At 35.5% G+C, this 14,242-nt stretch carries 13 protein-coding genes and 1 pseudogene; 5 read left to right on the top strand and 9 right to left on the bottom strand.

All coding sequences use genetic code 11. The annotated features are described in order from the left end of the window. Positions 1-32: 32 nt before the first annotated feature. From ACJ9PY_RS01865 to ACJ9PY_RS01845, 5 genes are all read right to left on the bottom strand, one after another. Entirely contained in the window at positions 33-218 is a 186-nt protein-coding gene (locus tag ACJ9PY_RS01865) for a hypothetical protein (protein ID WP_034306238.1), read from the bottom strand. Between the two features lie 488 nt (positions 219-706). Further along, the gene (locus tag ACJ9PY_RS01860) at positions 707-1,447 is read right to left on the bottom strand and encodes an SDR family oxidoreductase (protein WP_411739393.1); all 741 of its coding nucleotides are present in this window, start codon (positions 1,445-1,447) and stop codon (positions 707-709) included. A 52-nt stretch (positions 1,448-1,499) separates the two neighbouring features. Then, on the bottom strand, positions 1,500-2,624 hold the full coding sequence (locus ACJ9PY_RS01855) for an NADH-dependent flavin oxidoreductase (protein WP_411739392.1): 1,125 nt from the start codon (positions 2,622-2,624) through the stop codon (positions 1,500-1,502). Positions 2,625-2,860: 236 nt separating this feature from the next. Beyond that, positions 2,861-3,235: a MerR family transcriptional regulator gene (locus ACJ9PY_RS01850; protein ID WP_411739391.1), complete on the bottom strand. Its 375-nt coding sequence runs from the start codon at positions 3,233-3,235 to the stop codon at positions 2,861-2,863. Positions 3,236-3,660: 425 nt separating this feature from the next. Beyond that, positions 3,661-4,110, bottom strand: a complete 450-nt coding sequence (locus tag ACJ9PY_RS01845) for a CBO0543 family protein (RefSeq protein ID WP_411739390.1) — start codon at positions 4,108-4,110, stop codon at positions 3,661-3,663. A 509-nt stretch (positions 4,111-4,619) separates the two neighbouring features. On the opposite strand from ACJ9PY_RS01845, the gene ACJ9PY_RS01840 reads away from it, so the two are divergent. After that, on the top strand, positions 4,620-6,005 hold the full coding sequence (locus tag ACJ9PY_RS01840; protein ID WP_369316820.1) for a cytochrome P450: 1,386 nt from the start codon (positions 4,620-4,622) through the stop codon (positions 6,003-6,005). A 620-nt stretch (positions 6,006-6,625) separates the two neighbouring features. Here ACJ9PY_RS01840 and ACJ9PY_RS01835 read toward each other — a convergent pair. The 3 genes from ACJ9PY_RS01835 to ACJ9PY_RS01825 form a co-directional block, all read right to left on the bottom strand. Beyond that, positions 6,626-7,060, bottom strand: a complete 435-nt coding sequence (locus ACJ9PY_RS01835; RefSeq protein ID WP_225989259.1) for a CoxG family protein — start codon at positions 7,058-7,060, stop codon at positions 6,626-6,628. An 820-nt stretch (positions 7,061-7,880) separates the two neighbouring features. Next, positions 7,881-8,030 (bottom strand): hypothetical protein, encoded by a 150-nt coding sequence (locus ACJ9PY_RS01830; RefSeq protein WP_034306261.1) that lies wholly within the window; start codon positions 8,028-8,030, stop codon positions 7,881-7,883. A gap of 647 nt (positions 8,031-8,677) precedes the next feature. After that, positions 8,678-9,175 carry an LURP-one-related/scramblase family protein gene (locus tag ACJ9PY_RS01825; RefSeq protein WP_369316819.1) on the bottom strand — a complete coding sequence of 166 codons (498 nt, stop codon included), beginning with the start codon at positions 9,173-9,175 and terminating at the stop codon, positions 8,678-8,680. Positions 9,176-9,513: 338 nt separating this feature from the next. Between ACJ9PY_RS01825 and ACJ9PY_RS01820 the strand changes: the two genes are divergently transcribed. Together ACJ9PY_RS01820 and ACJ9PY_RS01815 are read left to right on the top strand one after the other, a co-directional pair. Then, entirely contained in the window at positions 9,514-9,723 is a 210-nt protein-coding gene (locus tag ACJ9PY_RS01820) for a hypothetical protein (RefSeq protein WP_411739389.1), read from the top strand. 84 nt (positions 9,724-9,807) lie between these two features. After that, positions 9,808-10,131, top strand: a pseudogene (locus tag ACJ9PY_RS01815) (sporulation protein); the annotation flags it as partial. Between the two features lie 441 nt (positions 10,132-10,572). Here the strand turns inward: ACJ9PY_RS01815 and ACJ9PY_RS01810 are convergent. Then, on the bottom strand, positions 10,573-11,592 hold the full coding sequence (locus ACJ9PY_RS01810) for a hypothetical protein (RefSeq protein ID WP_411739388.1): 1,020 nt from the start codon (positions 11,590-11,592) through the stop codon (positions 10,573-10,575). A gap of 234 nt (positions 11,593-11,826) precedes the next feature. On the opposite strand from ACJ9PY_RS01810, the gene ACJ9PY_RS01805 reads away from it, so the two are divergent. Together ACJ9PY_RS01805 and ACJ9PY_RS01800 are read left to right on the top strand one after the other, a co-directional pair. Continuing rightward, positions 11,827-13,257: an IS4 family transposase gene (locus tag ACJ9PY_RS01805; RefSeq protein ID WP_411739387.1), complete on the top strand. Its 1,431-nt coding sequence runs from the start codon at positions 11,827-11,829 to the stop codon at positions 13,255-13,257. A gap of 394 nt (positions 13,258-13,651) precedes the next feature. Continuing rightward, the gene (locus tag ACJ9PY_RS01800; protein ID WP_278090057.1) at positions 13,652-14,242 is read left to right on the top strand and encodes a sensor domain-containing protein; all 591 of its coding nucleotides are present in this window, start codon (positions 13,652-13,654) and stop codon (positions 14,240-14,242) included.

Raw genomic sequence — 14,242 nt, 5'->3', positions numbered from 1 at the left:
AGTTATAATTAACTCCAAGATTTTACCGATTTTCATTTAGTACGCTCACGGGAAAACCAATACTTTGTTTTGATATTTCGATAAGTCCCGATGTCTTTGATCAGCTCGGCAATAAGATCATAACCGCAATATGTGTGCCTCAGCGTGCTAAATTCGTCCAATGTGACATAATCATCACTCTTTAATTCAACGTGACACTCTCCACAACAAATCCCCATATCCAACACCTCCAAAAAGTATATTAATATATTCGTCGAAACTTGGTGGCCATCCTTCTTTCGTACAAAAAACAGGTCTATTGACGGTCCTTTAATGTTTGTTAGTTTTTCAAAATTATCTAGACCTAATTATAAAAAACCTTAATAAATAAAAGGAGAGTACATATTAGCCATGTCTAATATGTACTCTCCTTTTTTCTTTTAGTGAACTAACGCAACCGTTAGTTTAAGTACAATGCTTCACAAACTTAAAATTTAATCTATTTTTTAATTTTATTAATGAATTAATTTCCATTTAAACATTAAACGTTCAAATAAAAGTATATTGTTCAGAGGAAGCATGTTATCTAATCACGTACAATGGGAATAAGTCCTATTGCAAATGTATCTGAATATAGCATTTTCTCAACCTTTCATTATTTGCAAAGTATAAGGTAATAAACAAGCAGCCCCAAAAAAGTGGGGCTGCCTCATTACAAAAGTTTCTTTTAGAGTTCTTGAATGGTTGGACGAACAATCATCTCATTAATCGCTACATCTGATGGTTGTTCGATTGCAAATCCAATGGCACGAGCAATGCTTGCAGGTTCGATTCCAATTTTAGTATCTTCCACAATGGCAGATTTCAATTCTGGATCTGAAATAGTTTCAAGCAATTCAGTAGTAATAGTTCCAGGCGAAATAATCGTTGTACGAATATTGTTGCTAGCCTCTTCTATACGGAGACCTTCAGTGATAGCACGTACAGCAAACTTTGTACCGCTATAAACTGAGCTCGCAGGGAAGACTAAATGACCAGCGATAGAGGAAACGTTAATAATATGCCCTTCTTTTCTTTCTCTCATTGACGGAAGCACAGCAGCAATACCATAAAGTACACCCTTTATGTTCACATCAATCATCGTATTCCATTCATTGATTTTTTTCTGATGAACAGGTGATAGAGGCATTACACCAGCATTATTGACTATTACATCAATTTTCCCAAACTCTTTAAGAGCAAATTCAGCTAACTCTTCCATTTGTTCATGTGAAGCAACGTCAGTCACCTTAAAAATAACTTGACCGCCATTCTGATGAATTTCTTCTTGTAATTTCTTTAAACGTTCTTGTCGACGAGCTGCCAGAACCAGCTTCGCTCCTTTAGATGCAAGTTCTCTAGCAGTAGCTTCTCCAATCCCACTAGAGGCACCCGTTATAATGACAACCTTATCTTGGATATTTGACATATAATTAATTCCTTTCTATACGTAATAAAGACAGTAACTTTTCTTTTCGATTTTAATCTTCGATATTAAACCATGGACCTGAAGCTTGAATTATGCCCCAAAGTTTTTCTGGAAGCATAAGATCGTCCACTTGTGAAGTCTTAATGGTTGTCTTAATTTCAGTTTCTTTTCCATTCTGAACCTTTTCTACCCAGTCTGGATTCATGATTAACGTATGACCAACTGCTGCTAGAGATAGACCCTTATCTAATGCAGATGCAACTTCATCAGCAGTTACCATCGAGCCTGCGGCCATTACAGGAACTCTGCCGTTTACATGTTCAACAATTAATTCAAGTTGTGTTTTTCCATCTTCAATACCTCGTGGTTTTGAAGATACATCATCAAGCGAAGCATGAATATAATCCAAATCCTGTTCAACCAGACGGTCAATTAATTCATACGTATCTTCCATTCCATAACCACCTTGTTCTTCAGGTGATATTCTGTAACCAAAAATAAACGGGCTTTTCGCATGATTCTTAATCACATTTTTCATTTCCTGAATGACTGCCAATGGGAAACGTAAACGATTTTCTAAAGTTCCACCCCATTCATCCTCACGTCTATTGAAGAAAGGAGAGAAGAAGTTTTGAAGTAAAAATCCGTGTGCGCCATGAATTTCAACACCATCAAATCCAGCTTCAATGGCTCGCCTTGTTGTTTCTCCAAATGCATAAATCACTTCCATTATTTCTTCATGTGAAAGTTCTCTAGGTAATACGGAAGGAGCAAATGCAGTTGCTTCAGTCTCTACAGCACTGGAACTTACTACTTCACCATCTGGAGATAGAGTAGGAAGTGCTTTGTTTCCTGCATGGAAAATTTGGAGTATTGCAGGAGCTCCCCCGCTTTTGGCGGCATCAGCCAATTTCCGAAGACTTGGAATGAATTTATCGTCATAAGCTGCGAATTCATGAGTGAAACCAATACCGTTTGGTTGCACATGAGTACATCCGGATATAACAAGTCCTACTCCATTAACTCTTCTTTTATAATATTCTACTTCTTCATCTGAAATGGTGTAATCATCATTACTGGACCAAGTTGTCATTGGTGCCATAACTACTCTATTATTAAGGGTAATGCCATTTTTAAAAGTGAAAGACGCCAATAAGTTGGTGTATTTAGGGTTCATTTTTATCACCTCTTTATACATATTTAGAAATATTTTTCTAGTTATTTCTTGCACCAATCTATAAAAGGATAATTACATCCTTTTTATACTTAATGTTGTAAAAAATAGTTTACTCCTTTGAGTACACTCAAAGGCAAGCATTTTTTATTTTAATTTTTCCCAGTAATATAAAACGATAATAGAAGTAGTATTCTAAAGCAGATTAAAGATATGCAAAACAAAGAACAACTGGCTAGTTATTTTTGCTCGAAACAGTCACCTAATTCATTTTCATAAAACTGTATTTTATTATCCAAATGTTCTAAACTATGATGAAGTTTCTCCAATTCTTCCATTACTTTTTTACGATGATTTTTAAGTAGGTCTAACCTATCTCCCATTGTTTCTTCCCCAAGGTGGCCCCACATGGCAAATTTTTTCATATCTTTCAGAGACATTCCCGTGTTTTTTAAGTGGAGCAAAGATTCCATCCATGCTTTATTTTCATCAGAGTATATTCTTACGTTGTTAACGTCTCTATTAACCTTAATTAGCCCTTCTCTTTCATAAAACCTCAATGTATGTGCACTTACTCCAATGATTTCAGAAAATTCACTAACAGAATATGTCATTTTATTTGCCTCCATTAATTACTGATTACCGTTTCTTCTAATTTAGTTTGAAACACAAGGAAAGTTTAATACTTAGAGTATGCTCTAAGTCAAGAAGTTTTAATTCTTCTGCATATGATGATTAACGATCTTTTAGATTTATTTCGTTAGAAAAATTTTAAAAAGGAGACATAAAAAGTAGAATAAAAAAAGTCACTTATTTGACTTCGTTATTTTCAAATAAAAAAGCAAACTCGCCGCAGTTTTGGCGAGTTTGCTTTTTTATAGCTATCACGTTCCTTATGCAACTAGACTGCCCCGTTAGTGCCATAAGAAAAAGGCTGCCTCAGCAACCTTCCTTAATGAAGTGAAGCACCCGTTAGTGTTCAACAAGGGCATTTTTTTCTAAAGTAGGATAATGCTTTTATGTAGAATTAAAGGACCTTTTATTTAAATAAAATCAATTTTCGGACTAATTTGTAATAACCATAAAGTATTAAATATGCCATCAGATAACTGACCGAAGACCAATATATATTCCATTCATTCCGGTATTCTAATTTACCTAATAATACAATTAAACTTTCCAAAAAGCTTGTACCTAAGGTAAAGACTAAAAAAGTAATTAGAGTAGACATTTTTTTATAATGAATGCTACAAATAAATAAACAGCACAGTATAGGATAAAGACCTAGATTATAGGGAATTGAGGGTAACGATAAATCTTTAAAATTTTTATCCATCTCCCAAAAATAGTTAAATCCAATATCATTTATTAAAGTGGCTACAGCCACACCAATAGGAAAAAAAGTAATAAGAAGCCTTGTCTGATTTCTAAACAAATAAACCCCTAGGACCCAAGGAAGTATAAAACCAACAATAATATGAAAAAGCATATTTTACCCCTTTTAAATCTTTATATAATTATCCTTCCATTTAGTTGTAGATGAAAACAACACAATCACTAATTAGAGAGGGGCTTATTTAGTGGAAATTTATGAAGATCGCATAACAAATAGTAATTCTTTAACTTCGGATTCAAATCCTTCTTCAACTAACCTGCCCCGATAGTTGCATAAGAAAATTGGAGCTGTTTCCAACCCCATATTTGTTAGTTCAACAAGATAATAACTTTTGTAAGGTAGTTCCATACATACCTGCTTTCATTAGTAAATGAAAGTGACAACCAGGGATGGGTGCCTTTACAATTTCATAAACACTTTGATTTCGTTTATTAATAGTATTCCTTTATACACACTTATAATTTCATTCAAATTGATTAACTATCTTTTTAAAAAAATATTGTATTTGTTAGTCCTTCTTATTAACAACTTGTCCAAACCAATCAATACTTTCCTCATAGAATGAATACAAGTAATTATACCGAAATGGAGGAAACAAACCAATGAGTGACACAAATTTTTCAAATGATTCTCCAGGCCCAAAAGGAAAATTAATTACTGGCCATTCAAAGGAGTTTATTTCAGATACACTTGGCTTTCTTACCCGTTTAGCAAAAGAATATGGAGAAGTTGCTAAAATTCGTTTTGGACCTTTCCATAATGTTTACCTTATTTCAAATTCAGATTTAATTAAGCAGGTACTTGTAACAAAACAAAAATCCTTCTTGAAATCAAAGGACTTCTCTGCTTTAAAACCAGTACTCGGAGAAGGCCTTCTTACAAGTGAAAAAGAAATTCACATGCGCCAAAGAAGGCTTATTCAACCCTCTTTCAAAAAGTCTCATATTAGCAATTATGGTCAGGATATGATTGATATTACAATGGACTATATTTCCACTTGGAAAAACAGAGAAGAAAGGATTATTACGGAGGATATGATGAGCCTTGCACTGGGTATTATCAGCAAGACCATGTTCAGCATGAACCTCAAAGAAGGATATGGCATGCTTGGGGAACCTATAGAAGCCTTCATGAGAATTGCCGTTAAAAGAATGCGAACACTTCAAATGCCACTATGGGTTCCAACTAAAAACAACCGTGAATATAACATTGCGAAACAGAGACTTGATAAGGTGATTTATAGCTTTATTGAAAAACGTAGAACAGAGGCAGAGAGACATGAGGACATGCTTGGGATTCTAATGGATGCCCGAGATGATGAGGATGGCTTAGCTATGACAGACAAGCAGTTACGTGATGAGTTAATGACCATTTTCCTTGCCGGTCACGAAACAACAGCAAATGTGCTTTCCTGGACCTTATACTTGCTTTCCCAACACCCTGATGTGGAAACTAAACTTTTCAATGAAATAGATAGCGTAATCGGCAACCGTAATCTAACAACTGGCGATTTTATGAAATTAACATTCACACAAAATGTTATCTATGAATCAATGCGCATATACCCGCCTGCCTATATCATACAACGGGAAGTGGCGGAGGATGTGGTAATTGGAGGGTATCTTTTTAAAAAAGGCGATATGATCCTGTTGAGTCAGTATGTGATGCACCACAAGCCTGAGTATTTTGATAATCCAGATTCCTTTAAACCTGAGCGATTTGAAAACAACTTTATGAAAACCCTACCTCCGTTCGCTTACTTTCCATTTGGCGGAGGTCCGAGAGTCTGTATCGGTAATCATTTTGCAGTGATGGAAGCTGTGCTTGTCCTAGCATGCATTGCTCAACGATATCGAATAAGGCTGGCGCCTGACCATCATGAAGTAAAGCCACTTCCGTCTATTACACTCAGACCTAAGCGTGGATTGCGCATGGTAGTCGAAGATAGAAATATAGGAGGTTTCCAACCAGAAGCTTCTGAAATTTAAATGAATATAAGTTGTATTAATGAACAAAATTGTCACACTACACCTAAGGTAGATCCCCCCTTTAGTTCCATAAAAAAGACTGCAGCATCAACCCTATTTTTTTAAGTAAACCAGCTAATAGGATGTCAATATCTTTCTCTGAAATTTTCATTTCCCTTATGATATACTATTTTTGGCCATGCCAAATACCCCTCCAAAACCCTTTGGAAGGATTTTTCTCTGTTTCAGAATCAAAGGTCCGGTAAGTAATAAACCCCAATAACAAAGATACGATAGGAATAATTATATACAGTTGCCCAAAAATAAAGGATGCTAGACCTAATAATAGAGTTAGCATCCCATAAGGATTTTGTCCTTTTATAGTATTTAAATGCACAATATCCTCCGGGGTTTTAAGAAGCCGGTTTTCGCCCTGTAATTCAACTAACGCACCTGTTGGTTCATTAAGAAAAGTGATTCTGGAATATTGAAAAAAGGAGGCCATCCTTTTGGACAGCCCCATTTCCGCTAATTATAAAATTTCTAGTAGAGCGCATCATTATATTGGTTACTTCAGAATGTTACCATCTATACTTCAGAGAAGGTATCTCCAAAATAAATTGGCTTTCAATCTTTGAATACTATGAGAATACTGCAATTTTACGTGCGATAGATTCCGTTAAACGAGATGCTACTTTTGGAACAGCCCATTTAATAATTGGTGTTAACACCGCACCAGATAATCCGCCTGCATGGATTTCCACCGTACAAGTCATTATTGTTTTACCATTAACATCTTCTGCAGTAAAGTGGCCGCTTCCTGTAAAATTATCTGATAAACCTTTTAGTTCAAACTTAATGTTTGAAGGTTCATTCCATTCGGTAATATCTACCTGCGCTTGTATTGTTTTTTTAATACCTTTCACACTACCTTCAAATGTCCAAATAGATTGCTTGTCATTTATGATTTCATGTTCTTTATAGGCTGGTACTGTCGTTGCCCATTTTTCGAGATCACTGACATAATCCCAAACTGCTTGTACATCCACTGGAACTACTACAGTATGCGTTCCCATTGCCACTATGATCCCCACCTTCACTATGTATGAATTGTAACTTTTCATTTCTACAAAATAATTATTACATAAAAAAGCATAAACTTACATCTCTAATTATCATAGCTTTCCTTCTTCTAATCCTCCAATTATTTGTAGAATCAAAATTTTCCAATCCTACAAAATCCGGCCCTTTAATGCAATAACAGGACAAGCGTTTTTAACCGACCTTAATGTCACTTAACAGTATTCCTCATTGAACTATCCTGCCCCGTAAGTTCTATAAGGAATACCTTAAAGAATTCCGTATTGACCCAAAACAACACACATTAATCCTCCGAAAATAAATAAAACTTTAAGAAAGCAATAATTAACTGTTTATGGTAAGGACGTTATATATTTGATGTGTTCAAAAAATTTGTTATTATCAAACCGAAAACGAGTCGTATAAATCAAACCAGTCCAGGTTGCGATAATGCCAAATATCGTTGTAAATATAGACCAAAAAAAAGTCTTTGTCCACTCTATTAACCCCACCTAACTTAAAATTCCTTTCTTTTATACGGGTTTACCTCTAAGTTCCATAAGAAAACAAAGATTTAAGAAGCACCCTAAGCCTAGTGAGTATCCAAATGATTAAAAATTTCTGCTGGAGATTACTGGTTATCCAAAATAACGGCTCTCTATTGAATTTTCAGTGAAGAATGGATATCTGATGACGAGTTTTTGTCACCGAATCTGAAATTTATGGAATAATAATAAACTGTGTCATCCATTGAAAAAAGAACTTCGAATAAAAAAAACATAGGGAGATTTTAGTCTTCCTATGTTTTAAATCATATTATTTATCTGTTTGTTTTTGCTTCTTTTTCAAATACTCCGCACGGATTTTTTCAAGTTGCTGCTTTTTATCAAATTTGGCAGGCATATGTTTTTCATGAAACTTTGTCACAGCTACCTTACCTTTGGTATCCAATTGATATTTTCCCACTTTGTTCACCTACTTTTCTTGTCTTTAAAGAGAATCTATTCAACCAATATAATATACCTTATTTTACTGAAGTAAACCTTATTACTTTTTTAGTGTACCGCTAACTTTGCATATATCAGTAAAAACATTAAAACTTAGTAAAATAATTCATCGTCAAATGGTATTCATTTCATTGTTATAATTAACATAAAATGCTTTGACATTCTGCATAAGCCTCAATAATTCTATTTCTTGTTTGTTCAGCTCTTTTCTAAAGATCCAATTGTTCGGTAAATAAGGTTTAAAATATTAAACCATTACGTTCTCGATGATTTCAAATTTAGGTTTCTGAGGAGAAATATTGTTTTTTGCAAAGTCCTTTTCTACTTGTTTTTAAAAAAATCTACATCCCCAATATTTTTCTCCAAAAAATCACCCTTTATTAACTTTTATCCTAATTAAATGACAAGGCCATGTGGTGGAAAAAGGTAAAACCTTGTTGAACGAACAGGTGTGTTAGCTGAAGATAGTAAACCGTACCTGTTCAAGTCTTGATTTCACAAAAGCTGCCATCCTTTTCTTTTTTTATGGAACTAAAGGGGCAGGTTAGTTGAACAAGGTAATATTTGGATTAAGATGGATATAAGTAGAAATTTTACACTTCTATTTTAAATCGAAGCTGCTGAGGAAGCAGCTGCTTGATCAGCCTTCACACAATCAATTGCAACAACAAGTGCAGTAATAATCGTTTCCATCTCTTCATCTATTATTTGAACCTTGTAGCTATCGCCCCAAGTGAACCACTCCTTGCACACTTTACCTACGATTTGACCATGCTGTAAAACTTGAAAATCCATATCCCACCAATTACCATGTACTTCAATGCCTGCCGCATCAATTGTATATCGTGCTTTTAAGAAGGAAAATTCCTTCTTTATTGTTAATACCTCTCGGCCATTCACCTCAACCAAAAACTTTGGTAAAAAGCTGAACACCTTTTTCGTAATGAGTGCTACTTCATCTCTTGCTATATTCATAATGGAGAAAGTCTTTGGAACTTGCATAAAACTTCCTTCCACGTAATATATATCCTTCTCCTGCTGATCCTTTACTGTAAATTTCCCGCTAAGACTGAATACCTTCTGTTTAATATAAAGCTGCCTCATACTAATGCCTCCCAACCTTAAGCCTTTACATTACTTACGATTAAAATGGGCATTGGTTCCAATCTTATGCATGAAATTCCAAATAATAACTCCACTCAAAAGCGCATTCTTTTCGGTTCACCACTATTTATCCTTAACTAATTTACCTTTTGAAAGGCAGCAATCCTTCCTTCGCAATCTGACCCAATTGTTGAGCAACTCCTTACGTACTCTTGATGTTGGCAGTACCCCATTGCCATCAAGTTAAAGTTTTGTAGTACCCCCAGAATGAAATTTTGGACTTTCTGTAACTTATAAGCTCAATTTATCGTTTTTTTGGGGGGACCTATTTTCTTAGCTTGATGGGCATGGTACCCCCAAAAGTAAAAATTGATATGGATGAAGTGAGAACAGTTGCAAATAACTTAACTAAAGATAAACAAGTCGATAAGGCACAATCACCTAAAGTCTTTTCAGTGAAGGGTGTTCAAGAAATAGCTAGAAAAATTAAAGAACAAGAGCAGAATAACGACAAAGATAAGAAACGCTCTCAAACTCTTTCAAGATAATTGATTCCAAAAAACGATAGCCGTATTTTACGTCTATCGTTTTAATTTAATATCAAAGTAAAGGAGTGTTTATCTGAGGAAAGTTATAATGTTGTAATTAACTTTCCGTCAGAAAAGTACCCGGAGACAGCTGAGCATATAGAAGATGCCATTGCTGATGGAAGTTCCAATATTTGTACCATTGATAGAAATGGAGCAGACGAGAACCGTGATGAATCTTTGGAAAATATTCAAACTAGAATGGGATATGATCATGATGAATACCCAATGGCCATGTGTGAAGAAGGGGGAGCGGGAGCAGATATTGAGTATATAACCCCATCAGACAATCGTGGTGCTGGCTCGTGGGTATCTCATCAATTAAGTGACTATCCCGATGGTACAAAGGTTTTATTCGTTGTAGAGTGAATTCAGTAGAAAAGTTATAGAGTCTTGCTACATTAGATTAAGGCCCTTTATTAAAAAAATCTGATGACTGTATTCCTCTTTTATTTTTTACTAAGCTACCACTTGTTCAAACACACAAAAAAAGCACTCCTCTTGAGTGCCATTTTTCAATTTTGTGGTCGGAACTGGCCTTTAACCGTTCAGACTAATAAGCTGCTACATAGTAGAATAATATAGAGATAAGGAATGTGAAAGATAAGGTAAACCAAAAAGTGTTCTTCGTATAATCTTCCTTATTTAATTTAATTTTTTGTAGTATAGAAATGAAATTTAGACATAAAATAATACACCATACTGGTGTAGTTAAAAATCCAAAAAAGTCTAAGAATATGTTCATAGAAGCAACCCCTTATATAACAAAGATAAAGAAAGGATAGCATAAACTTTCCTTTCTAAGCAAAATTAGGTGTTACCGAAGGTGAAACTATATTCAACATAGATTTCATCTCCAGATTGTAACCACTTGCTTGGAATATCCACAGAAACCGGCCCGATTGACGCACTTATACCTGAAATATTGGTATATGTATGGAAATAAGTTGTTTGTACGTAAGCAGGTTCTCCTTTTTTGGATTTACCCACCCGCACTTCTCTACTCATATTAATATTTTGATAGTCGCCGCCACCTAATGATACAGTCACATATTGACCGTAGGCTTTCGGGCTTTTCATACTCAATTTTTTGTCATCAAAAGTCCAAGTTGTACCGCCTTTGCCGTCAGCAATCTCTTTTCCTTGATCCCAAAAACCTGAAAATGTGTCAGCTTTAGCAACAGCTTCCTCACTCCAAGCGGACCCTAAAATATCGGTCTTAGTGCTTAATGGTGTATCATTCCAATGAGCATTAGAAACGAATGAGTATTTATACTGAGTACTAGTGGAACCAAGATAAATCACTTGTTGGGTTAGCTCCAAATCGCCCTTAATTTTTGTTTTAATTCCGTCTTTCGGCAAAGCAGCCATTAAAGAGATTCCAGAATTTTGTTTCACTTTTGACGGATAAACATTCTCGATTTCTAAAGACTCTCCTGTTGCTTCATTGTAGGTTTTTAGATCTTCAATCTTTTTTTGCGTTATGAGTTCTTCATTCTCTTCAGTGTATTCCGTTTTTGTACCATCGAGTGAAACATAATAAGACTTCTCTTCCACTTCTACTTCATCAACGACCTTACCGCCTTGGCTGGCCATATAGACCTTTTCTTTCTTCGACATATCATCCAAGTTTTTTTCTTCCAAGCCAATGGCATCTAGTACACTATCCAATTGATTTTCAGATAATAACTCAGCATTTTCCACAGGCTTAACTCTACCATCTTTCTCATAGTTGATAACATTCGTGTCAGCATACGCACCGTTCGGTAATAAAGCGGTTGTCAATAAAAATAAAAATGCTAGTATAAAGATTTTTCTCTTTTTCTTCACTTGTTTTCCCCCTTTTCTTATAGCAATATAAGAGTATCATTGTTAACTAACAAAAAATACCACTATAATAAAATAATGTAAAAATATGTATAATTACCTAGATTATTCTCAGTTATTTCGTCCTAATAGGGGTACCGTCACATGCCCATCAAGCTAAGTTTAAACAATACCTTCAAAAATGAAAAAACGCTATGCTTATCGTAAGAAGTTTACGAGAAAGGATGGTGTTTTTTTATGAATCCTATCGTCTCCAGTGAACTGACACTTTTTGCGAAAGAATTACAACGCTTTCTATCTCCATTAGTCCTACAAGAAACGGCCAAACAGATGGGCCTTGTACAGCGATCTAGTAAGTATCAAGCAGCTGAACTCATCGCCCTTTGCGTTTGGCTCAGCCAAGAAGTCGCTAGTACATCACTTACACAATTATGTAGTCGTTTAGAGGCTTCGACGGGTGTACTAATGAGCCCAGAAGGGTTGAATCAACGCTTTAATCCAGCAACTGTCACATTCCTCCGAGAAGTCTTTACTTCGCTGTTAACACAAAAACTCTGTTTAAATCAATCACTTTCTTCAGACATGATTTCTACTTTCAAACGTATTCGGATTTTAGATGCGACTGTATTTCAGCTATCTGATTCCTTTGCTACAAATTATCAAGGCTCTGGAGGGAGTAGTAATACTGCAGGGGTGAAAATCCAATTGGAATACGATTTATTAAGTGGCCAATTTTTAAACGTACAACTAGGACCAGGAAAGAACAATGATAAAACATACGGTACAATTTGCCTTGAAACTGTTGAGAAAGGCGATTTATGCTTACGTGATCTTGGTTACTTTGATTTAGGAGACTTACAAGCCATTCATGATAAAGATGCTTACTATATCTCGAGATTAAAGCTTAATACAAGTATTTATATCAAGAACCCTGAGCCAGAATTCTTCAACAATGGCACGATAAAAAAGCAAACAGAATACATCAAGCTTGATATGACACAAATAATGTCCGATCTAACCCCTGGTGAAACGATGGAAATCCCCGAGGCATACATTGGCCAAAATCAGAAGCTTCCAGCACGTGTTATTATCCATCGTTTAACCGATGATCAAACGCAAACACGCCTTATAAACCAAGCAATACGAGAAAAGAAGAAAGGAATTGTCATGAAGGAGAAAAGTAAGCATTTGATGGGGATGAATGTCTATATCACGAATTCATCGCCAGAAGAAGTTCCCACTGATTATGTCCATTCCCTCTATTCCCTGCGTTGGCAGATTGAGATTTTATTTAAAACATGGAAGTCATTCTTTGATATCGATGAATGCAAAACAATCAAAAAAGAACGCCTAGAGTGCCATTTATACGGCCAACTTATTGGCATTCTCCTCTGTTCTTCTACCATGTTTCAAATGCGACAGCTTTTGCTTGAAAAGAAAAATCAGGAGTTGAGTGAATACAAAGCGATTTATATGATTAAAGATTACTTTCCGTTATTGTTTAAAGCAATAGCAATTGGTTCAGAACAGCTTTTGAAAATTCTTCATCGCCTTTTTCAGCTACTCAAAAAGAACGGTCGAAAATGCCATAGGTATAAGAAGATGACTGTCTTTGATATTCTAGGGGTTGTGTATCAAACGACGGTGAAGGATAGACAAGCTGCCTAGCAAAAAATATCGCTTTTTTAAAGGTTTCTTTGACATGCCTAATTTCCCAGTACTGGGTGGTTTTGAATCAATATTATTTGGCTCTATTAATTTATGTTGTTAGCTTGATGGGCATGTGGCAGTACCCCTTATATGAAAAGAGACTGCAAATCTCAGCATCACAACGAGCAGTCAGCTCTTCAGCTGTATAAACCGAGTGTAGCAAGCGGAAAGTCATAGTAGCTAGTGACCTTTCGTCATCTTCATGCATGACATAAAAAATAGAGCGTAGTACGGTTAGTTTCATTGTCATGACCTATAAATCATGACATTTTGACACTACCGTATGTGACAGGCGAAAAGTTAGAATCGAAGAGCGGCTCATAACTTATTAGAAAGAGGAGGAGAAATTCTAATGACGAAAGAAGCAGCTCAAAAAAGTTTGCAAGATTTCTACTTTTTGTTGTTTACCTTTGGATCCGGATTGTTTTACTTTTGCTTCTATTTGGCCAGCATTACATTTGCACTCGTGATGACAGTTATCTTCGTAGGTATTCCCTTGTTAGCAAGTGTGTTGCGGACTACTCACACGTTTGTTCAGTATGAACGTATTCAGACGAAGGTTTATACGGATATATCGATAGAGCCAATCCTACCAAGGACAAAAAGTGGAGGGGATAAATGGATTGAAGCGAAAGAAGCAATTCTTAATAATAACCATTGGAGGGCTATTTTTTGGCTCATGCAGAAGTTTCTTATTGGGGTAATTAGTCTCATATGTGCCGTTATATTGTACGTAGCTCCGCTTGTATTTATCGTTACACCGTTACTTTTTCAATATCTTGATATATATTTATTAGGAATAACCGTGAATTCATGGAAGGAATCTATATGTGTCATGATCTTTGGGGGTATTCTCTCCTGGATACGTACTTGTATTGGAAACAGTTTAGTTCAAATGATTGGAAAGTACACGATTTCCATGTTCAAAGCTATTAAGGGGTGA

It is taken from the genome of Peribacillus sp. S4 (genome assembly GCF_046715815.1).
Lineage (GTDB): Bacteria > Bacillota > Bacilli > Bacillales > DSM-1321 > Peribacillus > Peribacillus frigoritolerans.
This window is presented reverse-complemented; position numbering and strand designations above follow the sequence as displayed.

Bases quoted from the DNA above. Each gene is read 5' to 3' on its own strand.
- ACJ9PY_RS01865 (WP_034306238.1), bottom strand. From the start codon at position 218: ATGGGGATTTGTTGTGGAGAGTGTCACGTTGAATTAAAGAGTGATGAT.
- ACJ9PY_RS01860 (WP_411739393.1), bottom strand. From the start codon at position 1,447: ATGTCAAATATCCAAGATAAGGTTGTCATTATAACGGGTGCCTCTAGT.
- ACJ9PY_RS01855 (WP_411739392.1), bottom strand. From the start codon at position 2,624: ATGAACCCTAAATACACCAACTTATTGGCGTCTTTCACTTTTAAAAAT.
- ACJ9PY_RS01850 (WP_411739391.1), bottom strand. From the start codon at position 3,235: ATGACATATTCTGTTAGTGAATTTTCTGAAATCATTGGAGTAAGTGCA.
- ACJ9PY_RS01845 (WP_411739390.1), bottom strand. From the start codon at position 4,110: ATGCTTTTTCATATTATTGTTGGTTTTATACTTCCTTGGGTCCTAGGG.
- ACJ9PY_RS01840 (WP_369316820.1), top strand. From the start codon at position 4,620: ATGAGTGACACAAATTTTTCAAATGATTCTCCAGGCCCAAAAGGAAAA.
- ACJ9PY_RS01835 (WP_225989259.1), bottom strand. From the start codon at position 7,060: ATGGGAACGCATACTGTAGTAGTTCCAGTGGATGTACAAGCAGTTTGG.
- ACJ9PY_RS01825 (WP_369316819.1), bottom strand. From the start codon at position 9,175: ATGAGGCAGCTTTATATTAAACAGAAGGTATTCAGTCTTAGCGGGAAA.
- ACJ9PY_RS01805 (WP_411739387.1), top strand. From the start codon at position 11,827: ATGAATCCTATCGTCTCCAGTGAACTGACACTTTTTGCGAAAGAATTA.
- ACJ9PY_RS01800 (WP_278090057.1), top strand. From the start codon at position 13,652: ATGACGAAAGAAGCAGCTCAAAAAAGTTTGCAAGATTTCTACTTTTTG.